Here is a 23,257-nt window from a genome sequence, read left to right on the forward strand (position 1 = left end):
GGACTAAACAGCGCTGCCCCGCTCATCCAGTCCTAGGACGATGACGCATTGGTCGCGCAGACCCGATGCCCGCACCATGCCATGCGCAAGACGCAGTGCGCTAGTTTTGGCTGGAGAACGGAAAGGACATGCTGCGCCGAGCTAAGCGGACAGAAGTTGTTCGCAAGCGGACGCGCGGCGGCAGTCGAAGTGCTTGCTTCCTGCACAATCCGTGACGTCCTGCTGATGCTTGCGACTCAGAACGTATGCGCAATGCCGACCACCACCGCGAGTTGGTTCGCGCCGGTCGCGACTGGAGTGGTCGAGCCTGTCGCACTCAAAGCAGACTTCGTGCTGTTGATGACGTACGTGACATCCGCGTACAGCGTGGTGCGCTTGGATAATAAATAGTCTGCGTTGACGCCTGTGCTTATGGCATGTGCCGAAACCGTCCGAAATATGTGATAGTAGGAAGCGGCCGAAACCTGGAACGCAGGCGTTACCTTATACCGAAGGCCTCCGAATGCCATGGTCTGCGGTGGGGACGCCGTGAGCGTAGCGACAATGTCGTTCAGAAGGAGTTCGTAACCAGCGTACAGGGTCGCATTGCCGATGGCCCACGAACCGCCCGCCAGATACCGCCGTTCGCTGTCGCCAGACGAGGCCACACTTGTACCTCGGCGTTGCTCATATACCAGGGTCAAGTTAAATGGTCCTTGGCGATACCGCCCACCGATATCAAATTGCTTCCCAACCCGGAACTCTCCCGGCACCTGACCACCGTTCGCAATCGTCGAATCGTAGCCAAAACTATAGAGAGCGTTCAACTCGAACGGACCGACGTGCCCCAGATATTCGAGCGCGTTATCAGCGCGTCCAACAAACTGTGCATCCTGGGCGGACAAGCCATAGCTTGAGTAGTTCAGAGGGTCGAGAGCAAGGGAAAAGCGATACATCGGTGTCATCTGGCGGCCAGCCATCACCGCACCAAACTTGTCGCTTTCGAGGCCAACGAACGCCTGGCGGCCGAACAGCCGTCCGCCCTGCTGTGAGGTACCGTTATTTGTCGCGAAGCCCGATTCGAGTGTGAATATCGAGCGCAGACCTTCGCCCAGGTCTTCCTTGCCCGTGAAACCCCAACGCGAATTGATGCGATTGCCGGTGTTTACACGAAACAGGTTGCCGGAGCCTTGCCTGGCTGCGTGAGTGACGTACTCAACGCCAGAGTCGAGAATGCCATAGAGCGTTACCGATGACTGAGCGTGAGCTGCAAATGTTGCCAACGAGCATAGCGTAGCGGCGAATACAGTCCTCACCAGTCGCGTAGCGTGATTCGATTTCAAGCTTGTCTCCTTACCTTATGTTGGTAGTCGTACTAATTTAATGTTACAGCGAAGAGCGTCGATTCTTCGTCCTGCGTTCGACGCTGCAGGATGCTCAAACTTGAGCGATGCGTTTGCTCACGAACAACATCGCTACAAGACCGATGACCGGCCCGATGGCCAGCGTAAGCACGGCTAGCACGACGGAATGTGTTCCGCCATAGACATGTCCAACGGCCAGTGGAGACACCGCACTTCCCATCTGCCAGATGGCGTTTGTCCAGCCAGCGCTCGCTCCCGCCAGCCGCTTACCGGATGCATCGCTCACCTGTGCCATCAACACCGGCAGGTAGCCATAGGAAAATGCGCCCAGAATCGGCGCGACGATATAGAACTGCGTGACGGTCGAGCACATGCCGAAAACAATCAGTGTGATAGCGAACGCGACGAGAACCAGGATGGACATGAGCCGACGCGAGATGCCCGGCAGGTCGGAAATCCATCCGAGTGTAGGTTTCGCAACGACCGCGCCGATGCCGAAGGACGCGATAATCGACCCGGCCACGACAGGAGAGATGCCGTATTGGCGCGTCATCAGCGCATTCCCCCATGCGCCGAAGCCAACAGTCGCCCACAGACCACCACAACCTGCAATGGAAAGGAATATCAGATTGCGATTGCGCAAGAGGCCAAGCATCTCTTTCGCACTGTTGCGAGCCGGAGCTCGCTCTCCACCCGGGCGATTCTTGAGAAACAGCAAGGAGACGATACCCCAGGCGAACGTGGCGACACCGAGCATGCGAAACGCACTCGACCAGCCGTACTGTGCGGAAATTGTGGGCACAATCGCATTGGCAAGCACCACCGCGAGCGATGTCGCCGTGGTGTAAATCCCCATCGCTCGACCGCGGTCTCGCGTGAACCACGCAGGAATCACCTTCATCCCGGCCGAATAGTCAGCGCCCGCGGCAAAGCCCATCGCCAGTTGAATCAGAATGCCCACCGTCAACGAGGTCGTTTCACCAAAGAAGAATGTGAAGACCCCGAGTGGAAGCAAGGCAAGCGTCATCATGGCCCGACCGCCGAGAAAGTCGGTCAGCATGCCTCCGATGATGTTCGCAACGACATACCCCGCATAGAACGCCGTGACAAAGGCACCAAGCAGCGACACCTTGATACCGAGCGAGGCGCCGACAGGCGCTGCGACCGTGCTCCATGCGACGCGGTCTACGTAGCTGAGAAGAAATGCTGCCCACACGATGAACAGAGCAACCCAGCGGTAGGGGCTAGCCTCCGTTTCACCGGCGCTTGACGCGGCCCGGTCCGCGCGCGATACGTCACCCGGTGACGTCAGGTTTTTTTCCATGACTCCTCCATGCGTGGCGTGCTTACGCCGCCCTTGTTCTTCTTCGGTTTTGACATCCGGCACGCAGTGTGCACCGGGCGTGTATTGCAGGATTACGGCGTTACAGGTCCAGCACAAGTCTCCTTGACTTCGAGCGGGAGCAGCATGGCAGGAACTGGTCGTTGCGCGACTGCTCTTCCGGGGATAGAAACAGGTCGCGGTGTTCCGGCTCACCGTCGAGCACGCGGGTAACGCAGGTTCCGCAGATGCCCTGCTCGCATGAGACCGGCACTTCTACACCAGCGTCCGCGAGCGTTTGGGTCACCGTGCGGTCTGCGGGGATGGTTACTGTCTTTCCGGTGCGCGCGAGGCACACTTCAAAGGCGCCATCGGACGACGTATCGACGGCAGTGCCCGAGAAGAACTCGTAATGCAGCCGACTCTCTGGCCACCCGTTCGCCCGCGCAGCATCAAGCACCGCAGTCATGAAGCCTTGTGGTCCGCAGACATACAGGTGCGTTTCCGGGATGACTTCGTTCAACAGAGCATCAAGATGAAGTCGTTGCTCGTCGTCAAAGTGATATTTAACGCGTTCCGACCATGGCGCATTCGCAAGCCGCTCCAGGAACGCCGCACGGGAACGGGAGCGTGCGCAGTAATGCAGTTCGAATTCTTCGCAGGCGTGGTCGAGGTGTTGTGCCATGCAAAGAAGCGGAGTCAGCCCAATGCCTCCGGCTACCAACAGGTGCTTCACAGCATCCGGCGCGAGGGCAAAGTGGTTCCGGGGCATGCTCACGCGCAGTTCATCACCTTCTTTAACTGCGTCGTGCATACCTGCCGAACCACCTCGCGATTGAGCTTCGCGTAACACGGCAATTTGGTAGCGTGACCGCTGGTGCGGCGCGCTGCAAATTGAATACTGCCGCACATGCCCCGTTGGCAAGTGAACATCGACGTGTGAACCTGCATCGAACGCCGGCAAATCACAACCGTCTGGACTCGCAAGCTCGAAACTGACGATTCCGTCAGCCTCGATATTGCGCCGTGCGACGCGCACGGTCATTGTGGAATCGTTCATGGTCAGCACCGTTACATAATCGACAAGCCACCGTCGACCATCAGCGTCGTGCCGGTGATAAACGATGCCTCGTCGCTCGCCAGCCATAGAATCGGCCAGGCGACCTCCTCGGGAGACGCCCATCGTCCTATCAACGAGGTGTCTTGCCTCTGCGTCCTGAGCACTTCTACGCTTTTCCCAGCGGCCTGCGCGCGGTTAACGTGAAAATCAGTCAGCGTCGAGCCGGGGCATATTGCGTTGGCGCGCACGCCATGCGCCGCCTCCTCAAACGCAAGCGTGCGGGTCATGGCAAGCATGCCGGCTTTAGTTGCGTCGTAAAGGCCCATCCCTTTGCGGCCGGTAACCGCGTAACAGGACGATACGTTGACGATGCTTCCCGCCCCCGCCTGCCGTAGAAACGGCAAGGCCGCCTTGCAGTAGTTTGAGGTGCCCACCAGGTTCACCGACACCATGCTTTGCCATTCTTCCGGCGTCGCGTCGGCGAGGGCGCTGTAGTTGCGCATCGCGGCGTTGTTGACGAGCACGTCAAGCCGCCCAAAGCTACTTACCGCGAGCTCCGCCGCCGCAGCCGCCTGGGCTGCGTTGGCGACGTCAGCGACATGCGTTTGAACCTGTGCAGCCGGGTCACGGCTGAGCAGCTCGTCGACGACGTTCGCGAGGGCTTGTGAATTTGCGTCGACGAGGATGACTGCCGCACCTTCGTCGCAGAACACGCGTGCGGTTGCGGCCCCAATGCCGCCTCCGCCGCCGGTAATCAGCGCGACTTTCTCTCTTAGTCTTGAACCTTGCATCTCGCGCCGGCGTGGTGCCGGCCTCCTTATACAGAGAAGATTGGGGAGCGTTAAGCTCGCTCAGATGGAGTAAATCGGCTGACCCTTGCCATCCGAGAGATGGATGACCGCCCACTCTTGCGGTTTCTGGTCGCGCGGGAGCAATGCGCCGGCCGCGCGCACGCGCTGCTGGTCTGCATCGATTGCGGGCGGGTCAGTGTCAAGCTGCAAAGCAGTAGCTGCCTCATAGAGCATGCGTCGAGCCATTACGATGGCGCGGTCCGTCGGCAGCAGCTTCTCTTTGCTGTGGTCCTGAATGGCACCCATGCTTTCCTGCAGCGACGCGTCCTGCATCGCGAAACCGAAGACGCCGGAATAGGCGCGCTTGTCCTTCTGGGCCTGACGGTCAATCAGATAGTCGTTGTCCTTGTTCGCCTTCGGACGGAACGTGCCTGGCTCATATTCGCAGTGAATGCCCCTACCTGCGTTCAGGTCGCTCATCTCTTCCTCGGACAGCGGACGGTCCGGACGGAAATTGATACTCCACGCCCAGCAGGTATGGTCGTCAATTGGCACCCAGACGTGGCCCGCCAGCGAGTGGTCGCCAAATGGCGGAATGAGCGTGTACCACGGGAACAGGTACTGCGTGATGCGCCAGTAGTAAGAATCCGGCTCACCATTGCGACGTCCGAACAGCGTGAGTCCGAAAGGCTGCTTCTCGATTTCGAAGATGACGTTGCCGTCCGCCTTGATGTATTCGAGCGCTTTCGTGCCCTGATGCATTGGGTCTTCGTCGACCTCATAGCGGTGCACATATGAGACGTGGCTCGTGTCGATGCCGCCTTCCATAGCCTGCAGGTAGTTGGACTCCTGCAGACGCTTTGATACGAACACGTGGTCCGGCGGCAAGTTGCACCACTCGAGGTCCGGCGGTGCCGGTTGCTTGTCTTTGGGGCCCATGTACGCCCAGACAATACCGGCGCGCTCGATACACGGGTAGGCAGTGATGCTCATGTGCTTGCAGGCCTGCGGCGCAGACGGCACTTCGACGCAGTTGCCGTTCCTGTCAAATTTGAGACCGTGGTACGAGCAGCGGATGCCGTTTTCCTCGTTGCGCCCGAAATAGAGCGAGACACCGCGATGCGAGCAGAACTCGTCAATCAGCGCAGCGTTGCCATCCGAATCCCGGAATGCCAGCAACTTTTCGCCGAGGATTTGCACGCGCACCGGTGGGCAATCCGGCTCGGCGATTTCGCTCACGAGCAGTATCGGTACCCAATAGCGCCGCATCAGATTGCCCATCGCCGTGCCCGGGCCGGTGCGCACGAGCGTTTCCGACATGTTCTTGTCCATGCTCCAACTCCAATTCGTATGTGACGTTTGTCCGTCTGGTGAGAATGTGATTTCATTGTACGGACACCAACTGGAAAGCTCAAGTGTTGGGACATAGGGGATTTTCTCTACAATGGCGCTGACAACACCGCCCAAAAGGACCGTAGAAAATGGAAGAAAAGAAGGCGCACGAGAGCGTTCGCGCGGTTGAGCGGGCATTGGACATTCTTTTGGCGTTCAGACCGGGGGACAAATCGCTGACGGTCGCGGAACTGCTCGCGCGGGTCAATCTCAGCCGCCCGACCCTGTATCGACTGCTCAATACGCTAGAGCAGGCGGGCTTTCTGGCGTCGTCAGGCGAGCCACAGCGATTCAACCTGGGAAGCTCCGTCGCCCAATTGGCTCACGTATGGTTGAGCGACCATCGAATTGCCGAACTAGCACTGCCGGTGCTGCGAAACCTCAGAGACGCGACGTCCGAAACCGTCGCCCTATTCGTACCCGACGACACCTATCGGCTCTGCGTAGCCGAACTGGAGAGCATCCACCCGCTCAGTTTTCGGCGCGGCGTTGGATACCGTGAAAAACTGGTGCGTGGAGCGAGTGGGCGCACCATCCTTTCGCAGATGCAACTCGGGCCGGAAGAACTTCGGCGCTACCTCGTCGACCCCAGCCAGGACATATCAGCGCTGATGAACGACATTGAAGAAATCCGAGTCAAGGGTTTCGGTACCAGTCATCACGAACTGATTGAGGGCGCTGTGGCTGTGGCAGCACCGTTCTTCAACGGCGCTAATCAGGTCGCCGGTTCGCTTTGCATTTTTGGCCCGAGCATCCGGGTCAATGAGCAGCGTGTAGAGCAGTTCGCTGAACTGCTAAAGCATGCGACCGCAGATTTGTCTCAACTGCTCGGACATCGGAATGCCTAACAACCAATGGCGCGCAACACTCGAGACATTGCCTTGACAATAAACGGCGGCGTCTCGTCATCTTGAGTAAAGTTCGCCAGGCTACCTATCGGTCGCACGCCTGCAAAGCGATGCTCAACAGTTTGAGGGATATTTGTCGGCGTAATCACAACGACCGACGAGCAGAGGCCGACGGCCGACGGCCGACGCCGGCAACAGCTTATGAAAGTGCATGATGGAGTGGCACGCGCTGCGCATGTCCTGCCGGAGGTCGTGATGCAAGACAGCGCTCAGTTTGCCGCCACGCAGCAAGTCAACGTTATCCTTGTCAAGGTCATGCCCGATGAAACATTTCGGCGACTGACCCAGCGCGCCGAGGCAATGCCAATCAACCACCGAACCTGCCTATAAAACCAGAAAGGCTAGGCCTGCGATTATGGTTGGCATGAGCGCGGCGCCGAGGAGTTTCATCGGACTGACTGCGCCTCCCTCAAACCGGTTTCCAAGTATCGCGAGGCCGGCCGGGTTCGGAGCATTTGCAATCACCGTCAATCCTCCGCCCGTCACCGCTCCTGCCACGAGCAGGTACTTTGCGCTGTCTGATAAGCCAGGTATGAGCGACCCGAGATACGTGATGGCAGCGTTGTCCATGACTGCCGTCAGACCTGTGGCGCCGAAATACAGTGTCAACGCATCCATGGAACGCACTATCGGCTGAAGCCACCATTGCTGTAGGCCGCCGAGTACAACCAGGCCGCCAAGGAAGAAAGCGACCAGAAGGCTTTCGCGCAGCATGAGAGGCGACTGGTGGCGCTCGTAAGCGTGCGTGTACCCCAGGAAAAAGAGGAACGCCCCGACGAACACGACAGCGTGATGCGAGTTGATGACGACAAGCGCGAGAAACCCGAGATGGACTAGCGTGACGCCAACCGGAACGTGTTGGGACGGTGAGGTTATATCACCCTCGCTCCCTCGGGACGTCGGCACGCTCCTGGCAATCAGGGCGACGAAAGCCGTAGCATTGAAAACGACTGCAAGCGCCGCTTTCCATCCGAAGGTGGCTGCCATAAATCCGGTGCTCCAACCCCAGGCACTCGCGACCATCAACACCGGCGGTGCTGCATACGCCGTCATGACCCCACCGATGGACACATTCACAAAAAGCAACGCCAGGCCGAAATACTTCACCCGCTCGGAACTTCGCGCGGAGAACAGCGTATCGCGCAGCAATAGCGCAGCGAGTGTCATCGCCGCAGGTTCAGTGATGATAGAGCCCAGGAGGGGAACGGCAGACAGGGAGAACCAGATAACGGCAACTTCAGTGCGCACAGGCAGAAACCGCGCGAGCCGCATCACAATCGTCGTTACCAGTACGAGAATGGGTCGACTCGCGGCGACCACCATAATGACAAAGACGAACAGCGCCTCCGTAAACTCACGATGCTCCAGGTACTCGATGGTCATGTGTGACCCGACGAGCGCCCACATCACGAGACACAGAATCAGCGCCCAGAATCCGAAGACGACCTCCACCTCCGCGAGGAAGTGGAAGACACCCGCATGCCGCGGGAAACGGTGCGAGAGCTTCTCAATGCGTGCTACGGCGAACGTATGAATGAGCGCAAGGGCAAAGATAACGGCGGCAGAAATTTCAACAGAATTGGGCATTGAACAGGGTGCTGGAGACGCTTTCGTTTTGACGACTCCGCCATAATATTACAAACACCCTACGCGCCGATTGTTTCGGCGACGATGACGTTACATCCGCGGCACCTGCTCAGGCTAAGCTGAAACGCTGGACGAAGGCCAACTGACTGATGCTGCAATCGCCTGGAGAATCCGGCATTACCATGCGCTACGCCACCTATTCCCAGCGCGCCCGTGCCTTGTTCATTGATTCGCTTTGGTGGACCGTCATCGTGCTCTTTGTGCCTCTCGGACCGTCAACTCAAGACCTGTTGCTGGCCCCTGACGCCTTTGCTTCGACCCTTGTCTTATGGCTGCTGGTAGGCCAGTGTGTCCCGATTCTCGTGACTGGCATTCTTTGGGCCGTATGGGGCACGTATCCCGGTAAGCGCGTCTTGCGATTGCGAATCGTGGATGCGGATACAGGTCAGGCAATGACGGTCAGGCAAGCTTTCTTGCGCACAGCGGGCTACATGCTTACCTTCGCAACGTGCGGAGCGGGATTTCTATGGGTTCCGTTCAATCCGCGAAGGCAGGCGCTGCATGACCGAATGGCAAACACTGTTGTCGTTAACGAATACCTTGTTTCATCATAGACTATCAACCCGTCGCATCTTGATTCCCTATGGCAAAGCACCCCCGTTCTTTTGCTGGCCGATAGGAAAGCAAACCAGCCCTCCGACGTCCACTTGCACGTTGCTCGCTGGTTTCGCACCTCTTCAAATTCCGTAGAGCTTTCCTCCATCGCCTGCTCGCCGCAGGTCCGCCTGAATTTTTTTTTCAGCCAAATCTCTAATGCTCGCAGCCACAATTCGGAGTGCGTCCTTCCCATGCGAAATCATCACCCCTGTTGCGCGGTATACATGCTGCTGCCCGTTCCGCGGTGCAGCCGCGCGACTGGTCGGACATCAACGGCAGCGGTCGCGGGACAACCGGTACTGTGGGATAGCCTTGAGACACCGGACAAGGTGGCGAAGTTAGCGCCCTGAGGCGAACGGCTGACGGGCGACGCTGGCTCCGAGGGGCATCTCATGATGCTGTGGAACGTGTCTGAAGGCCTCGCTTAGGATAAGGCGGCGCTCAACTTCACCAAGGGGCATTCACAAAAACAAGAGATATACGCTAGAGCGAACTCTGAGACGTCGCAAGGTGCTGCATTAGCCAGATTGAAAGCACCATTGGCGAATGGCGTCGGACAGTTCGGAACCATTATTCTGGCGCATTTGCGCCACCGATGTCCGCGCCGGCCTCGGACGACACCGTTCACGTTCAGATGCGGTTTTAGTGCATCCCGGAATGATTGGACTTGTCGCTCGTGGTGCGCGGGTCGAACAAGCCGCTAGCTTGGAAGAAGACCAGCTTTACGATAGTCCTCAACCAGCGAATCGTAGGCCGCTATATCAGCGCGGCCCCTCGCCATGAGTTGCGCGCCAGAAATGGCGGCGTAAATGGCGCGCGCGCGGCCTGCGCTTTCCTCGGGCTTCACCACCCCGGCGGCAACGAGCACTTTCGCCAGCCAACTGATGTTCACATCGGCGAACCTCTGAACTTCCTTTTTCACCATGTCCGGCAAGTCATCATATTCAGCGGCCATGAAGCTGCATAGACACATGCGATTATCGTTCTGCAGCGCCGTCCTGAATGTATCAGGGTATCCGCGCAAGCTGAGACTCGGGTCGCCCGTGGCAGACAGTCGCGCGTCGAGCATCACGGCAAACTGCTCCGCATAACGTTTAGCCACTTCGGCGCCCAGCTCGGCCTTTGTGGGGAAGTGATGGTAGATGCTGGCGGCCTTGATACCGACTTCCGCCGCGATGTCACGAAAGTTCAGCCCGCCATACCCGTGCGCCCCCGCAACCTTAGTCGCCGCAGCAAGGATGTTCTCCCTCGAATTTGAACCGCCTTCCGTTTTCACCGGTGCTACCTCTTTTTGCAAATGGTCTTGACAGGCTCAATTCTATCTCATAAAGTTCATCCTACCAAGTGGCAGGTAGGAACACTTGGAAGTGACCACCCGGCAACGCAAGTTGCTTTTTTTACAACGCGTCGGCCTACCAAGTGGCAGGTAGCCTGCGTGGTAGAGATAAGCCTTCTTAACCTCAGGAGTCGCACCATGTCGTCCAAATTTCAAGTCTTCACTTCGCCCTCCGCATTCCCCAATCCGCAGCGCTTGCGGCTCTTCATGTACGAGAAAGGCATCGCCGAGCATTTCGACGAGACCATCTACAACATGACCCCAGTTGGCGAACAACGTGGCTGGCGGCACCTGAAGATGAATCCGTGGGGCGAAACGCCGACGCTACAGCTAGCCGACGGCAGCTTTATTTCGGAGACGGCGGCCGTAGTTCGTTATCTCGACCAGACCTTCCCGGGCCGCAAGATTATGGGCGAGACCCCGCTGGAGCAGGGTCTCGACAACATGTGGGACAACCGCATCTGGGTTCACATCCTGTACCGAATTGTCACGGCCTTCCACGTGCTGCATAGCGGCCTCGGTTTCAAACTTGAACTGACGAAGAACGAGGCATGGGGTGAGCACAGCCGCAAGGAGGCAATCGCCCATGCGGCCCTGGTCAACCAACATCTGTCGGATGGACGCGACTGGCTGCTGGGCGGCGACGAACCCACCTTCGCAGACATCACGCTGGCAACTGCAATCGCGTTCTCCAAGTTCCCGGTGAACGCCACTCCGCTTGACGAGCGTTTTGAGTTCCTGGACGCCTACTGGAAGCGTTGGCAGCAACGCCCGAGCTTCAAGGCTGCCTATGCAGACCGTCAAAGCGGCATTCCAGAGCTCGACAATCCCCAAGACCTTTAAATCGATTCCGCACCAAGGCAGGTCGCTTTTTTCTTCTGCCAATACTCTACCAAGTGGTTGGTAGCCTATTTGTGAAGTCACAATTCCCTTAATCGTAGGAGCCGCACCATGTCATCCACTTCTTCCAAACTTCGAGTCTTCACTTCGCCCTCCGCATTCCCCAATCCGCAGCGCTTGCGGCTCTTCATGTACGAGAAAGGTATCGTGGAGCAGTTCGACGAGACGATTTACGACATGACGCCGGTTGGCGAGCAGCGCGGCTGGCGTCACCTGAAGATGAATCCGTGGGGCGAAACGCCGACGCTCCAGCTGGCCGACGGCAGCTTTATTTCGGAGACAGCCGCTGTGGTTCGCTATCTCGACCAGACTTTCCCGGGCCGGAAGATTATGGGCGAGACCCCGCTGGAACAGGGCCTCGACAACATGTGGGATAACCGCATCTGGGTTCATATCCTCTATCGAATAGTCACGGCTTTCCACGTGCTGCACACCGGTCTCGGTTTCAAGCTCGAACTGACAAAAAACGAGGCATGGGGGGAACACAGCCGCAAGGAAGCACTAGCCCATGCGGCACTGGTCAACAAGCACCTCTCGGACGGACGCGAATGGTTGCTCGGCGGTGACGAACCCACCTTCGCAGACATCACGCTGGCAACTGCAATCGCGTTCTCCAAGTTCCCGGTGAACGCCACTCCGCTTGACGAGCGTTTTGAGTTCCTCGATGCGTACTGGAAACGCTGGCAACAACGCCCGAGCTTCAAGGCGGCATACGCTGACCGTCAGAGTGGTATCCCGGAACTGGACAATCCACAAGGTAAGTAAGGCAAACAGCTGGGAAGGAGCTCTCCGGAATAGCTACAAAAACAATAGAAGCAGTGTGTCCTGCTAAATCAGAGATGCTCCAACCAGCACGCGTCACGCGTATGTATGCACGATTTTTTACAGCAAGAGATACCTCCTTCTAACCAGGGCATGGGCTCCCCTCAGCCTTGCTCCTGAATCCGAAAACGGATATACGCCATGAACACGTTCACGTTGGATGACATCAAGGTCGCTGGCTGGCTAAAGGAAGCGAACTACGTTGCCGGGAACTGGGTGGGTGCCGACGACGGCAGCACTTATGATGTCGAGGACCCGGCAAGCGGCACACGCGTCGGTACCATTCCCTGGGTTTCCGGTGCTGAGACGGGCCGTGCCGTCGACGCAGCACAAGAAGCCTTTCTCACCTGGTCAATGACGACGGCAGCGGAGCGGGCCGAGAAGCTTCAACGCATGGCGCAACTCGTCCGAGACAATCTGGACATCCTCGCAACGATGCTGACGCTTGAGCAGGGGAAACCCCTCGCCGAAGCGCGTGGAGAGATGAAGCTCGGTGCGGACTACATCCAGTGGTTCGCCGAAGAAGCGCGTCGCATCAATGGCGAAATCATCCCTTCGCCGTGGAAAGACCGGCAGATTCTGGTGACGCGCGAGCCTGTTGGAGTGGTGGGCGCGATTTCACCGTGGAACTTCCCGTTTTCGATGCTCTCCCGCAAAGTCGCGCCGGCGCTCGCCGCTGGTTGCACTATCGTCATCAAGCCATCGGAATTTACTCCGTACTGTGGCCTGCTTTACGCGGTACTGGCTGAAAGAGCTGGCATTCCAGCAGGCGTCGTCAACGTCGTCACGGGCGACGGCGCTGCGGTGGGCGGCGAACTTACCCGGAATCCGTTGGTTCGCAAGATAACGTTCACGGGCTCAACCCGTGTCGGAAAGCTGCTCTATAAGCAATCTGCTGACAGCATGAAGAAACTGTCGATGGAGTTAGGTGGCAATGCACCAACTATCGTTTTCGACGATGCCGACCTTGACCTCGCTGTCGAGACCGCTGTGGCAGGCAAATTCCGAAACAGCGGACAGACATGCGTATGCACGAACCGCTTCTACGTGCAGGATGGCATTTACGATGAGTTTGCGCGTCGGCTGACGGACCGCGTCAAGAAGCTGAAGGTCGCCAATGGTTTAATGGAGGGTGCCGACCAGGGACCTCTCATTAACCTGGCTGCGGTTGAGAAAGTTGAATCGCAAGTCGAGGATGCCAAGGCGAAAGGTGGCCGCGTGTTGCTGGGCGGAAAGCGCCACGAGCTTGGCGCTACATTCTTTGAGCCGACCGTCATCGCTGACGCCACCCAGGACATGCTGATTGCAAGTGAGGAGACCTTTGGTCCCGTCGCCGCGCTGTTCCGCTTCAAGGAAGAGCATGAAGCAGTCGAGGCGGCGAATGCGACGGAATTTGGTCTCGCCGCCTACTTTTATACTCGAGACCTGGCACGTACTTTCCGCGTGTCGCGGGCGATTCAAAGTGGCATGATTGGAATCAATGCCGGGGTCATTACGACAGCCGAAGCACCATTTGGTGGTGTGAAGGACAGTGGTCTCGGTCGAGAGGGCTCGGCGCACGGCATCGAAGAGTACCTCAACTTGAAATATCTCAGCCTCGCCGGTCTGTAAGCGGCCCAGACGATGGTGCCAAGGTCCTGAAGATGGAGAGCGCATGTCCAGGGCGGGCATGCGCTCGCTGATGTATGAAGCTTCCTGCAGCGCCGGGCTTGAGTGCCGCCCGATGTGGGCGATGGCCGCGTTACCCGCGTGAAATCCCAGTAGCGGGTTGCAAAGGAGGCCGTCGATAGATGCAGACTGACAAATACCGTGGATACACCCTGTGGGGCCATGCCATCCTTCAGCAGGATGACATCTTGCGACCGGAGCGCTTCGCCAGCAGTGCCACAATTATGCTCGACTCGAAGGTAGTGGCGGCGTCTGGGGTGCTCGACGCATTCGATACTGATGAAGCGGCAGAAACAGCAGGTCTTTCGTGGTGTCGCGCGTGGGTCGATAGCCACGGGTAGTGAGGGGCAAGGCGCTTCGCCGTCGATTGCGTCAGCTAACGTAGGGCGACACATAGAGCGGGCCCGACGCCGCATTGCCGTGTCGCATTTGTCACCGGGTTTGCTGAGCGAATGGGTTGATGGGGTACACCTTCTCGGGTTCCTTGACCCGTTCGAGCATCTGGACCTTAGACCAGTCCGCCACCTTTGCCTCCAGGCCCCGCACCACATTGGTTTCCAGCGGCTGTATTCCAGCGTCACCGTTGAAGTTGGCACTGAACGCTGAGTGAAACCGATACTGAAAGTATCCTGAGACTTCGGCTATTCGCTCAGGCGTTTTTGAGTCCGTGTAGATGACGGACTCGGGCGAGAACGGGTCGTAGTAAATCACGTTCGGGTAGTCAGTGTTGACTGCAACGCGCGGCTCATCGCAGACCATCAGCGACCCAACTAGCTGAATTGAACCTTTCATGCCCTTCGGCGTCTTGAATACCCAGATTCGCTCAGGTAATCGTCCCGCGAGTTCCGAGAGCTTTGGGTTGTTGGAACCAAAGTACCCGACCTCACGGTTCTTGAGGTTGGTTTCGAGCTTTTGCCAGTAGTAGAAGATGTCCATTCAACGACGCTTGATTGTTCGGTTGGTTGATAGATAGATAGATAGATAGATACATGGTGATTTTACCAACTCGGTGATGCGGCCCGTCTGGCGCATGCCGCTCGTCAAGAGTAGGCGTATCGTTGGGTGTCAGCTGCAGACTCAAAATTTTTTTGCAGGCAAATCTCCCACGCACGCGGCCAGATTTCTGCTCGCAGCGTGTCCCATGCGAAATCATCACCCCTGTGGCGCGGTATATAGTGCTGCCCGTTCCGAGGTGCAGCCGCGCGACTGGTCGGACATCAACGGCAGCGGTCGCAGGATAGCCGGTACTGTGGGATAGCCTTGAGACACCGGACAGGGTGGCGAAGTTAGCGCCCTGAGGCGAACGGCTGACGGGCGACGCTGGCTCCGGGGGGCCTCTCATGATGCTTTGGAACGTGTCTGAAGGCCTCGCTTAGGATATGGCGGCGCTCAACTCCACCAAGGGGCATTCACAAAAACAAGAGATATACGCTAGAGGAAAATAACAGCAAAAAGAAGAAGCAAGATTGAGCGATGGTAGGCGAGAGAAGATAGCTCGACGTCCTCAACGCGGACATCCCGAGCGGCACGTGTCGCAGGCGAGGCGCCCCCCTAAGAAGGTAACGATGGTCGCGGCTTTCATTTGAATTCGCGACGACCGTCATTTCAACGCGTCGGGCGAGATGGGCAGCCGTCCCGAGGACGGTTCCCCAGAGCGCCGAACCAAGTCCTAGGAAACTCATGTTGGACACGGTCGCGATGACTATGATGAACGCCGCCTGCAGATGAGACTCGTCGTGAACTACTCGAATGTCGCCAGCTACGAGAAGAAAGATTAACGGCGACCAAGTGGTCATCGACCACACGTTGCGCGACGATGCTGCCCACTCTGGGGCCTGCACCGTCGTCCGCAGCCACAAGCCCGAAGCGAACACGTTTGCCATTCACGGTTATGTTCCTGGCGTTGAGCGCGTCAATGGCCAACTCCTCACTATTCTGTACGTCTCTGCCCAAGCTTGCCCATTGGCCAGTGGCCGGCCCAGCGACGGCAATTGCTGACACCAAATCATCTGCGTGTGAATTCGTTGACGCAAATGCGAATAAGGCGGCGACACACGTACCAGCGAGTGATGTTTAAATTTGAGTTCGGTGAGACATGTCGTTTCTCCAAGGGTTCTAGCCGTTTCAATTGACACATGCGCGATGGAGCCGTTGGGTATCCTTAATTTTAAGTCCGCGGTCACCCTCGGTTATTGACTTGCCGCCCGCGCCCTTACGTGAAAATTGTCATATCCGAGTCCGAATGAATTCTTATATATGAGAAAAGTGCTAGCTGCCCCGGGCACCTAGAATCGGTCCGCTCGAAACGGGGTTAAGTCTACGGTCGGGTGAACGCCCAGAATCGATTCCGCAATTAAACGCCCAGTGATGGGGCCCAGCGTCAACCCGTGGTGCGCGTGCCCAAACGCGAACCACAGGTTCTTGTGACGGGGTGCAGGCCCAATGACAGGCATCATGTCTGGAGTGCACGGACGGCGGCCTAGCCACGGTTCCGAATCGACTCGTTCTCCCAGAGGAAAGACTTCGCGGGCGACAGGTTCGACCGCTTCCAATTGCACGGGCGTCTTCGGCGAATCCCGGAAGCCAAGTTCTACGCCTGTCGTCAGTCGAATTCCTCGAGCCATGGGCGTAATCATGTAACCAACTTCGGCATCCAAGACGGGCTGGTTGAGTGTTGCCCCATTCTTGGTCGCGTAGTGCATGTGGTAACCACGCTTGACCTCCAATGGCAGCGAATAGCCAAGCCGTGTTGTCACGTCGCCGGACCACGGGCCCATGGCGATGACTGCAGTTTCCGCCTCTGCCACCCCGACCTCGGTTGGCACGCGCCAGCCATGCTCCAGCGTGGAAGCGTCACCGATGAGCACTTTGCCACCGAGTCGTTCAAAAAGCCTCGCGTACGCACCGACGAGGGCCGCCGGGTCCCTTACGGACTCAGACGCCGAGTAGCGGACCCCCGCGTGAAGCACGGGGTTCAACGATGGCTCGGCTTGTCTTAAAGCGTTGTCTTCAAGGACATCGAACTCGACTCCGTACTCTTCCTTCCACCGCGACGCTTCCGCGACCGCGCCGTCGAAGGCCTTTACTGTACGGAACGCTTTTATCCACCCGTTCTTTCTAAGCAGGGCTTGCGCTCCCGCAGCTTCAACAAGCTCCCGATGTTCCGACACGCAGTGCTCTATTAGCGTCGAATAGGCCCTCGCAATCTGTGCGTGACGGTCTGGCCGAGAGTTATGCCAGTACTTCACAAGAAACGACGTCAGTTTCGGCATTGCCGTTGGGTGATAGCGGACATCGGTCCCGCGGTTCCCAGCATAGTGCGCGAGTGACGCAAAGTCGCGAGGGAAGGCGTATGGATACACGCCTTCGCGCTGGATAAGTCCAGCATTGCCGAGCGAGGTCTCGTTGCCAGGCGCCTTGCGGTCGATGAGGGCCACGTTGAGGCCGCGGCGCTGCAACTGCAATGCTACAGATGTGCCAACGATGCCGCCGCCGAGGACCATTGCGTCAAACTTCATCTCGATATTCCTTCCGTACCCGCACCATACGAAGTGCCTGATTGACTGAGGGCCGACCAGTCAGGCGAGCGCCGTAACAGCAATCTCAACGTCAAGGCCCGGTTTCATGAGAATCGACGTGACGCAAGCACGCGTCGGAGCGTGCCCCTTTGCCACCCACTCGTCCCACACACCGTTGAATCCGTCGAAGTGCTTTGGGTCGCTCAACCAAACGTTGGCAGTCAGTAAGCGAGTCTTGTCGATTCCGGCTGACGCCAACAGATTGTCAATACGCGTGAGGATTTCAGTGGCTTGTACATCTATAGCGGCGCCAGCCGTATCAGGGACTTGGCCCGACAAGTACACAACACCGTTTGCCACGACGACCTGGCTCATGCGGGCATTGGTATGAAGGCGTTCAATGTGGTTATTCATGTTTAAACCATTGATAAACCGGAGGTACCGCTTCCGGATGCGGTGAAAATCGGAGGTGACGTGACGAGAGACTTCAGCGCCGGATTCACTGCGCGCAGGTGCGAAACGTTCGGTCGGGGCCGACGCAGGGTCGGCGAAACGGCAAAGGCTCGCTCGAAGGCATGCGAAACCGCCAATGTCTGCGAGTCGCCACGGAACGGCCCGACTATTTGCAGGCCAAAAGGCATGCCTGCTTCATCGACGCCACATGGTAGGGAGAGCGCGGGATGCGTCGTGAGCGTGACGACATAGGTGAGCGCAAGCCAACGATAGTAGTTTTCCTGCGGCCTCCCTTGTACAGTGGATGCATAGAGTTCGGTCCATGGGAACGGCGACACTGGAGTCGTGGGCGAGATTAGGATGTCGTACCGGGAGAATGCCGACTGGAAGCGCTGGAAGATTCGCGTCTGCTCTGACTGGGCCCATGCGGAATCCGCAAGTGACATCTTCGCGCCCATCTCGTAATTTGCGCGAGTGTTCGGGCCCAAGGCGTTCCGGTCACGTTCGTATGCGGCGTGCAGGCCGGCGACGAAGCTCTCGGCCCGGATTACATCAAAGCACCGATGCACCTCGCCCAGTTTAAAATCGACAGGCTCGCACGTGTGGACAAGTTCCTTGATGGCAGCGACTCTCGACCGGAAGGTTTCCCGAATTGTCTGGTCGACGTCGCAACAGCCAAAATCCTCGGTGTAACCAACGCGGAGTTTCGATAGGTCGACGCTCCCAAGGCGACTTAAGCTCAGCGCATCAACCGAGTAGCTTAATGGGTCACCGGCCGACTCGCCGGCCGTCGCAGCGAGCTGCAACGCGGCCTCGGCGACGGTGCGGCCCATTGGACCGACGACCGAGATGGGAGTCCAGCCCAACAGGCGGCGTGAGTTCGGCACCAGCCCAGGTGACGGTCTGAAGCCGACCACCCCACACTTCGAAGCCGGAATGCGCAGGGAGCCTCCCGTATCCGACCCAGTGCAGACAGGTAACATGTCACATGCAAGTGCGGCAGCAGACCCTCCTGAGCTACCGCCTGCGTTGAGCGCTGGGTTGAAAGGATTGCCCGTAGCACCCCATACGGGGTTGCGCGTGTTCGCACCGGCCCCGAGTTCTGGCACGTTCGTCTTCGCCAGCAATATCGCTCCCTGTTGGCGCAGACGCTCAACAAGCACGACATCTCGCGATGGCACATTGCCCCGAGACATGGGCGAACCATAGGTGGTAAGCAACCCTGCGGTGTCCTCAAGGTCTTTGACACCCATCGGTAGGCCGTGCAACAACCCCAGCTCTCTCCCGTCCATCACTTGCTGTTCAGAGACTTTTGCCTCGCTTCTCGCGCTGTCAAAGCGGGTCGCTGTTACGGCGTTGACGGCTGGATTAAGCGATTCGATACGGTCGATACATGCGTCGACCAGTTCGACAGGCGAAATCTGCTTGGTGCCAATCAGTCTGCGGAGTTCTTCCGCGGACTTGGTCACTAATTCTTCGTTTGAAGAGGTCATTGTCTTTCCCGATTCCAGCTTCAGTTTATGGCTTCGCCAGTACGGTCACGCAGCCAGATTACAGGGACCAAAGACACTGCGCACGCAGCCGCTACGTACCATGCTGGTGCCAGCGGATTGCCCGTACGCTCCACAATCCAGCTTGCGATAAGCGGAGAAAATCCACCAAAAAACGATGCACTCACCACGTATGTCAGCGCGATGCCCGTTGCTCGTACCTCCCGCGGAAACAGCTCCGGAATCATCACCAGCACCGGGACAATCTGTCCAGCAACGAGGATGGCGAGGAATGCGGACACTGCGCACAGCAGAGAGACTGATGGATGTGCGCTCAGAACGGAGAACGCGGGATAGACCGCTGCCAGCAGGACAACTCGCGAGATGACCAATACACGCTTGCGTGTGAACCGGTCCGCAAGCTTTCCAGCGATGGGAGCCGCGACGAATAGCGTCAATGAAGTGACCACGCCTGAGACGACTGATGCAGTCGGCGAAAGATGCAACGTTCGGACTGCGTGATTCGGTAGAAAAAATGCCGTGATGTACACGGACACCGAACCACCCAATTCCGCAAATGTCCCCAGGATGGTGAGCTTAAGGTGAGTCGTGAGTGCCGCCTTCAGTGCGCTGCGCTTCTTCGTGCCGTGTGCTGACGCAACGCTGAGCGTTTCTTCAAGGCGACGCCGAATCAGCATCCCAACTGGGGCAGCAACAATTCCAAGGAGGAATGGAATACGCCATCCCCAGTCGTCAACGACTTCCTTAGGCAAGGTGACATTCACGATGGTGGCGACAATTGCTCCGAGCGCTAGACCGAGCGCGGTCGCCGCGAAGTTCCAACTGGCGAAGAATGCGCGCGTATTGTCTGCCGCGTACTCAACGAGAAGTGTCGTACCGGGGCCGAATTCGCCGCCTGCGGCAAAGCCCTGAATCAGGCGAGCTGCAAGAACAATTAGGGGTGCGAGGAAGCCTGCCACCGCATACGTCGGAGCGCACGCAATAAGCGCGCAGCTCAGGGCCATCAACAGGATGGTCAGCACCATGGCCTTCTTCCGCCCCACGCGGTCAGCATATGCGCCAATAACAATGCCACCGAGAGGACGAACTACGAAGCCAACGCCAAACACCCCAATCGAGAGAAGGAACTGGTTGACCGGCGACGCAGACGGGAAAAAGAGCTTCCCGATTTGGATAGCGAAAAAGCTATAGATGGTGAAGTCGTAATATTCAAGTGCTGTGCCGAGGGTAGTCGCGGCAACGACCTGGGTCTTGGAGAGACGAGCCTTTTCAAGCGCGAGCGATGCCACGATGCTGCTCCTTGTGAAAATGGACCTGACGCGAGTTATCATATACGAGAAAAAATAAATTCCCGTATACGACAAAACCCGAATTTAGAAGACCCCTATGCGAAAGTCCGGAGCACAACGCGAGCAACAGAACCCGCCGACAGAGACCGACGGAGCTCCGCCACACATCGACCATAAGGCTGTCGGTGCGCGCTTGCGCGTGGCCCGCAAGTCGCGTGGGCTGACGCTAATGCAGTTGTCCGAGCGCTCGGGCATCGCTGTCTCGACAATCTCAAAAACCGAGCGTGGCGATATTGCCCTCACTTACGACAAGTTCGCCGCGTTGGCCCACGCTCTCAACGTCGACTTCGACACCATCTTCGGCCGTACGCCGACTCGCCCAGCGGGGCCGATTGAACCGACATTAACGCGGTCGGGAAAGCAGTTGATTTACGACACGCCGAATTACGAGTACGGGATGATTGCCAACGACCTTGTCGGCAAACGTATGGTGCCGATGCGAGCGCACATCCGTGCGCATTCGCTCGAAGATTTCCCTGACTACATCCGGCACAGCGGTGAAGAGTTCGTCTTTTTACTGCAAGGAAAACTTGACCTTCACTTCGAAAACGGTTCCGTGTTCAAGCTTGAGCAGGGTGACAGCCTCTACTTCGACAGCGCACAGGGACACGTCTATGTCAGCACTGGTGCGAAGGACGCTGAAGTTCTCGTCTGTTGCGTCGACACGGATGACCATCGGCCGCCACAAACGCTTTGAATGCCCCAGTCGCAACCGCCTGCCGTGCCGCCGATGACGAACCTGGTGGCGTCAGGCCGTCGCCGGACATGCCGCAGAGTTCCAGCACCCTCATGTACGAGTTGATAGGTCGAACGCCGTGCTCTGAAACATCAATCGTCGGCGAAGTCCAGTTCAGCCGACGAGCCGGCGATAAGCGCTGAGATGCCGGACGAGGCCTTGCTTGTCCCCACGAATCTCGCTTAATCTGGCGAGATTGAAATGAGCGTCCGCATGCGTTGGGTCAAGTTCAATGCATCGTTGATAGGATGTTTCCGCAGCGTCGTAACGTTTCAGCTCTTCGAGAACGACCGCCCGATTGAAGTGCAGTAATGCGTCATCGGGGAAGTGCTGTAAAGCCCCGTCGAAAATGGACAACGCCTCGTCGCAGCGCGTTTCCGCCTCGCAAAGCAAGACGCCAAGATTTGTATACGCGTGATAGTGCGGTGATGGCGCGAGTTCCAGCACTCTCCGATATGCCTGCTCCGCGCCAACAGCATCGGTTCCGGTGAGCTGTTCCGCGAGCGCAAACCATTCATCCGCTTGCTGTTCTGCACTCGGTCCGTTTCGCGGTGCAGAATCCAGGAACGCGACGTCACCTCGGATAGGTGCAACCTCGAAGTCGAGCAGCAGTTGGCCCGAGGTCGCGTCCCATTGCGCCTGTCCTGACCTGACAGCGACGGTCTCGCCCACCGATGTGATTCGGATGCCAGACAGCGGAAGCTCGTCAGGCAGTTCGGCTCTCAGTATTGCGAGGGCCTTGAGAATCTTCCGGGACGAGACTTTGGCTGATTGCAGCTGGAACGCTGTGCGCAGGACCACTACGTCCTGGAAAGAGAATCGGAGCTCGTTTCTACGGCCGCGCGCCGGGTGAACAAATCCGGCATCGATAAGTCCAGAAAGCACCCGACGCGATACTCCCAGCAGCGATTGAAGGCTGCGCAATGAGTAATCGTTTGACTGGCTCCGTCTTGTCACTTGCGTGCTCGGACCTTTGCTGGGGGCGCCTCTTTGATGTCGTCTTTCGGTGTGGCCCGTTTGACGGGCCGGCGAGGCTTAGCCGCAAGCACTTCGACGTCGGCAGGCGAAGTCTTTTTCGTCACTGGCGCCTTGGTCGCCGCTGTCTTCACAGTTGCCTCACGTTTGCCCTTATTGGCGCTGAGACTGGCGCGAAGGGCTTCCATCAGGTCAATCACCTGACCACCAGACTCTTTGGCCGGCGCCTCGGGCGACACAATCTGTTTACCCGCAATCTTCCGGTCAATGGCCTCAAGAATCCGCTTCTTTTCTTCGTCTTCGTAAGCTGTCGGGTCATAGGCGTCTTCCGAAACCTGGTCGATGATTTGCAGCGCAAGTTTCAACTCTGTGTCGCTGACAGTGACCTGTTCTATGTGCAGGTCGCTCAGCGCGCGCACCTCATCGGCGAACAGCAGTTGCTGGAAGACCATCCCGTCTTCCGCAGGCCGTATCTGAACAATCCGGGTCCTTCCCTTGTAGGACCATTTTGCAAGCGCGCAGCGTTCACTTTCTCGCATGGCGAGTTGCAGCAGGCTGTAGGGTTTTCCGCCGCGTTTGTCCGGAGCGATGAAGTACGCCTTGTCGTAGTACAGCGGGTCCACTGACTTTTCGGGGACGAACGAGACAATCTCCACGACGTGGCTGGCGCCTTCCTCTAGCGCTTTCAGCTCCTCGGGGGCAAAAACGACGAACTGCCCCTTCTCAAACTCGTATCCCTTCTTCATGTCCGCGCGGGCCACGACTGCGCCGGTGACCTCGGATATGTACTGCTGCTTCACGCGACCGCCCTCCGGCGTCAGAAGGTTGAAGCCCACACCCGCAGCGCTGTCTGTCGCCGAATAGAGTTTCACGGGTATGGACACCAGTCCGAAGGATAGCGTCAGCGAAGCGATGGAACGCGCTGCCATG

At 57.9% G+C, this 23,257-nt stretch carries 21 protein-coding genes and 1 pseudogene; 7 read left to right on the forward strand and 15 right to left on the reverse strand.

Annotated elements, in window-relative coordinates; genetic code table 11:
- Positions 1-236: 236 nt before the first annotated feature.
- From B0G75_RS12420 to B0G75_RS12440, 5 genes are all read right to left on the reverse strand, one after another.
- On the reverse strand, positions 237-1,322 hold the full coding sequence (locus B0G75_RS12420; RefSeq protein ID WP_106305195.1) for a porin: 1,086 nt from the start codon (positions 1,320-1,322) through the stop codon (positions 237-239).
- Positions 1,323-1,416: 94 nt separating this feature from the next.
- Positions 1,417-2,667 (reverse strand): nitrate/nitrite transporter, encoded by a 1,251-nt coding sequence (locus B0G75_RS12425; RefSeq protein ID WP_106305198.1) that lies wholly within the window; start codon positions 2,665-2,667, stop codon positions 1,417-1,419.
- A gap of 100 nt (positions 2,668-2,767) precedes the next feature.
- The gene (locus B0G75_RS12430) at positions 2,768-3,724 is read right to left on the reverse strand and encodes a PDR/VanB family oxidoreductase (RefSeq protein ID WP_106305688.1); all 957 of its coding nucleotides are present in this window, start codon (positions 3,722-3,724) and stop codon (positions 2,768-2,770) included.
- 11 nt (positions 3,725-3,735) lie between these two features.
- Positions 3,736-4,515 carry an SDR family NAD(P)-dependent oxidoreductase gene (locus B0G75_RS12435; RefSeq protein WP_027803806.1) on the reverse strand — a complete coding sequence of 260 codons (780 nt, stop codon included), beginning with the start codon at positions 4,513-4,515 and terminating at the stop codon, positions 3,736-3,738.
- Between the two features lie 60 nt (positions 4,516-4,575).
- Entirely contained in the window at positions 4,576-5,847 is a 1,272-nt protein-coding gene (locus B0G75_RS12440) for an aromatic ring-hydroxylating dioxygenase subunit alpha (protein ID WP_106305201.1), read from the reverse strand.
- Between the two features lie 149 nt (positions 5,848-5,996).
- Between B0G75_RS12440 and B0G75_RS12445 the strand changes: the two genes are divergently transcribed.
- Positions 5,997-6,755, forward strand: coding sequence for an IclR family transcriptional regulator (locus tag B0G75_RS12445; RefSeq protein WP_106305204.1), 759 nt, complete (start codon positions 5,997-5,999; stop codon positions 6,753-6,755).
- Between the two features lie 384 nt (positions 6,756-7,139).
- Here B0G75_RS12445 and B0G75_RS12455 read toward each other — a convergent pair whose 3' ends face one another.
- Positions 7,140-8,402 (reverse strand): putative Na+/H+ antiporter, encoded by a 1,263-nt coding sequence (locus tag B0G75_RS12455; protein WP_106305207.1) that lies wholly within the window; start codon positions 8,400-8,402, stop codon positions 7,140-7,142.
- Between the two features lie 149 nt (positions 8,403-8,551).
- Here B0G75_RS12455 and B0G75_RS12460 point away from each other — a divergent pair, with 149 nt between their 5' ends.
- The gene (locus B0G75_RS12460) at positions 8,552-9,016 is read left to right on the forward strand and encodes an RDD family protein (protein WP_258194409.1); all 465 of its coding nucleotides are present in this window, start codon (positions 8,552-8,554) and stop codon (positions 9,014-9,016) included.
- A 743-nt stretch (positions 9,017-9,759) separates the two neighbouring features.
- Here the strand turns inward: B0G75_RS12460 and B0G75_RS12465 are convergent.
- A complete protein-coding gene (locus B0G75_RS12465; RefSeq protein ID WP_106305691.1) occupies positions 9,760-10,335 on the reverse strand; it encodes a TetR/AcrR family transcriptional regulator in 576 nt (191 codons plus the stop codon).
- A gap of 198 nt (positions 10,336-10,533) precedes the next feature.
- On the opposite strand from B0G75_RS12465, the gene B0G75_RS12470 reads away from it, so the two are divergent.
- From B0G75_RS12470 to B0G75_RS12485, 4 genes and pseudogenes are all read left to right on the forward strand, one after another.
- Complete coding sequence (locus B0G75_RS12470) at positions 10,534-11,238, forward strand: glutathione S-transferase family protein (RefSeq protein WP_106305213.1); 705 nt, start codon at positions 10,534-10,536, stop codon at positions 11,236-11,238.
- A 108-nt stretch (positions 11,239-11,346) separates the two neighbouring features.
- Positions 11,347-11,943, forward strand: a pseudogene (locus B0G75_RS12475) (glutathione S-transferase family protein); the annotation flags it as partial.
- 315 nt (positions 11,944-12,258) lie between these two features.
- Positions 12,259-13,728, forward strand: a complete 1,470-nt coding sequence (locus tag B0G75_RS12480; protein WP_106305218.1) for an NAD-dependent succinate-semialdehyde dehydrogenase — start codon at positions 12,259-12,261, stop codon at positions 13,726-13,728.
- Between the two features lie 179 nt (positions 13,729-13,907).
- Positions 13,908-14,126, forward strand: a complete 219-nt coding sequence (locus tag B0G75_RS12485; RefSeq protein WP_106305221.1) for a hypothetical protein — start codon at positions 13,908-13,910, stop codon at positions 14,124-14,126.
- A gap of 91 nt (positions 14,127-14,217) precedes the next feature.
- On the opposite strand, the gene B0G75_RS12490 is transcribed toward B0G75_RS12485, so the two are convergent.
- From B0G75_RS12490 to B0G75_RS12515, 6 genes are all read right to left on the reverse strand, one after another.
- Positions 14,218-14,721, reverse strand: coding sequence for a hypothetical protein (locus B0G75_RS12490; RefSeq protein WP_106305224.1), 504 nt, complete (start codon positions 14,719-14,721; stop codon positions 14,218-14,220).
- 473 nt (positions 14,722-15,194) lie between these two features.
- Complete coding sequence (locus B0G75_RS12495) at positions 15,195-15,668, reverse strand: benzoate/H(+) symporter BenE family transporter (protein ID WP_106305227.1); 474 nt, start codon at positions 15,666-15,668, stop codon at positions 15,195-15,197.
- Positions 15,669-16,070: 402 nt separating this feature from the next.
- On the reverse strand, positions 16,071-17,303 hold the full coding sequence (locus tag B0G75_RS12500; RefSeq protein ID WP_106305230.1) for an FAD-binding oxidoreductase: 1,233 nt from the start codon (positions 17,301-17,303) through the stop codon (positions 16,071-16,073).
- Positions 17,304-17,363: 60 nt separating this feature from the next.
- Positions 17,364-17,717 (reverse strand): RidA family protein, encoded by a 354-nt coding sequence (locus B0G75_RS12505; RefSeq protein ID WP_106305233.1) that lies wholly within the window; start codon positions 17,715-17,717, stop codon positions 17,364-17,366.
- A 2-nt stretch (positions 17,718-17,719) separates the two neighbouring features.
- Complete coding sequence (locus B0G75_RS12510) at positions 17,720-19,249, reverse strand: amidase (protein WP_106305236.1); 1,530 nt, start codon at positions 19,247-19,249, stop codon at positions 17,720-17,722.
- Between the two features lie 20 nt (positions 19,250-19,269).
- On the reverse strand, positions 19,270-20,556 hold the full coding sequence (locus B0G75_RS12515; protein ID WP_106305239.1) for an MFS transporter: 1,287 nt from the start codon (positions 20,554-20,556) through the stop codon (positions 19,270-19,272).
- 97 nt (positions 20,557-20,653) lie between these two features.
- Here B0G75_RS12515 and B0G75_RS12520 point away from each other — a divergent pair, with 97 nt between their 5' ends.
- Complete coding sequence (locus B0G75_RS12520) at positions 20,654-21,313, forward strand: helix-turn-helix domain-containing protein (RefSeq protein WP_106305242.1); 660 nt, start codon at positions 20,654-20,656, stop codon at positions 21,311-21,313.
- 153 nt (positions 21,314-21,466) lie between these two features.
- On the opposite strand, the gene B0G75_RS12525 is transcribed toward B0G75_RS12520, so the two are convergent.
- The gene (locus B0G75_RS12525; protein ID WP_106305245.1) at positions 21,467-22,309 is read right to left on the reverse strand and encodes a tetratricopeptide repeat protein; all 843 of its coding nucleotides are present in this window, start codon (positions 22,307-22,309) and stop codon (positions 21,467-21,469) included.
- The gene (locus tag B0G75_RS12530; protein WP_106305248.1) at positions 22,306-23,256 is read right to left on the reverse strand and encodes a Ku protein; all 951 of its coding nucleotides are present in this window, start codon (positions 23,254-23,256) and stop codon (positions 22,306-22,308) included. Before B0G75_RS12530 ends, B0G75_RS12525 begins: the two co-directional genes overlap by 4 nt.
- Position 23,257 lies beyond the last annotated feature (1 nt).

Source organism: Paraburkholderia sp. BL18I3N2, from assembly GCF_003001875.1.
In the GTDB taxonomy this organism is placed as follows: Bacteria; Pseudomonadota; Gammaproteobacteria; order Burkholderiales; family Burkholderiaceae; genus Paraburkholderia; species Paraburkholderia phytofirmans.

Excerpts from the sequence above, each read along its gene's own strand:
- B0G75_RS12425 (WP_106305198.1), bottom strand. The coding sequence starts at position 2,667 with ATGGAAAAAAACCTGACGTCACCGGGTGACGTATCGCGCGCGGACCGG.
- B0G75_RS12440 (WP_106305201.1), bottom strand. The coding sequence starts at position 5,847 with ATGGACAAGAACATGTCGGAAACGCTCGTGCGCACCGGCCCGGGCACG.
- B0G75_RS12530 (WP_106305248.1), bottom strand. The coding sequence starts at position 23,256 with ATGGCAGCGCGTTCCATCGCTTCGCTGACGCTATCCTTCGGACTGGTG.
- B0G75_RS12480 (WP_106305218.1), top strand. The coding sequence starts at position 12,259 with ATGAACACGTTCACGTTGGATGACATCAAGGTCGCTGGCTGGCTAAAG.
- B0G75_RS12445 (WP_106305204.1), top strand. The coding sequence starts at position 5,997 with ATGGAAGAAAAGAAGGCGCACGAGAGCGTTCGCGCGGTTGAGCGGGCA.
- B0G75_RS12435 (WP_027803806.1), bottom strand. The coding sequence starts at position 4,515 with ATGCAAGGTTCAAGACTAAGAGAGAAAGTCGCGCTGATTACCGGCGGC.
- B0G75_RS12500 (WP_106305230.1), bottom strand. The coding sequence starts at position 17,303 with ATGAAGTTTGACGCAATGGTCCTCGGCGGCGGCATCGTTGGCACATCT.
- B0G75_RS12490 (WP_106305224.1), bottom strand. The coding sequence starts at position 14,721 with ATGGACATCTTCTACTACTGGCAAAAGCTCGAAACCAACCTCAAGAAC.
- B0G75_RS12495 (WP_106305227.1), bottom strand. The coding sequence starts at position 15,668 with ATGGCAAACGTGTTCGCTTCGGGCTTGTGGCTGCGGACGACGGTGCAG.
- B0G75_RS12455 (WP_106305207.1), bottom strand. The coding sequence starts at position 8,402 with ATGCCCAATTCTGTTGAAATTTCTGCCGCCGTTATCTTTGCCCTTGCG.
- B0G75_RS12510 (WP_106305236.1), bottom strand. The coding sequence starts at position 19,249 with ATGACCTCTTCAAACGAAGAATTAGTGACCAAGTCCGCGGAAGAACTC.
- B0G75_RS12460 (WP_258194409.1), top strand. The coding sequence starts at position 8,552 with ATGCTGCAATCGCCTGGAGAATCCGGCATTACCATGCGCTACGCCACC.
- B0G75_RS12470 (WP_106305213.1), top strand. The coding sequence starts at position 10,534 with ATGTCGTCCAAATTTCAAGTCTTCACTTCGCCCTCCGCATTCCCCAAT.
- B0G75_RS12520 (WP_106305242.1), top strand. The coding sequence starts at position 20,654 with ATGCGAAAGTCCGGAGCACAACGCGAGCAACAGAACCCGCCGACAGAG.
- B0G75_RS12485 (WP_106305221.1), top strand. The coding sequence starts at position 13,908 with ATGCAGACTGACAAATACCGTGGATACACCCTGTGGGGCCATGCCATC.
- B0G75_RS12430 (WP_106305688.1), bottom strand. The coding sequence starts at position 3,724 with ATGAACGATTCCACAATGACCGTGCGCGTCGCACGGCGCAATATCGAG.
- B0G75_RS12505 (WP_106305233.1), bottom strand. The coding sequence starts at position 17,717 with ATGAATAACCACATTGAACGCCTTCATACCAATGCCCGCATGAGCCAG.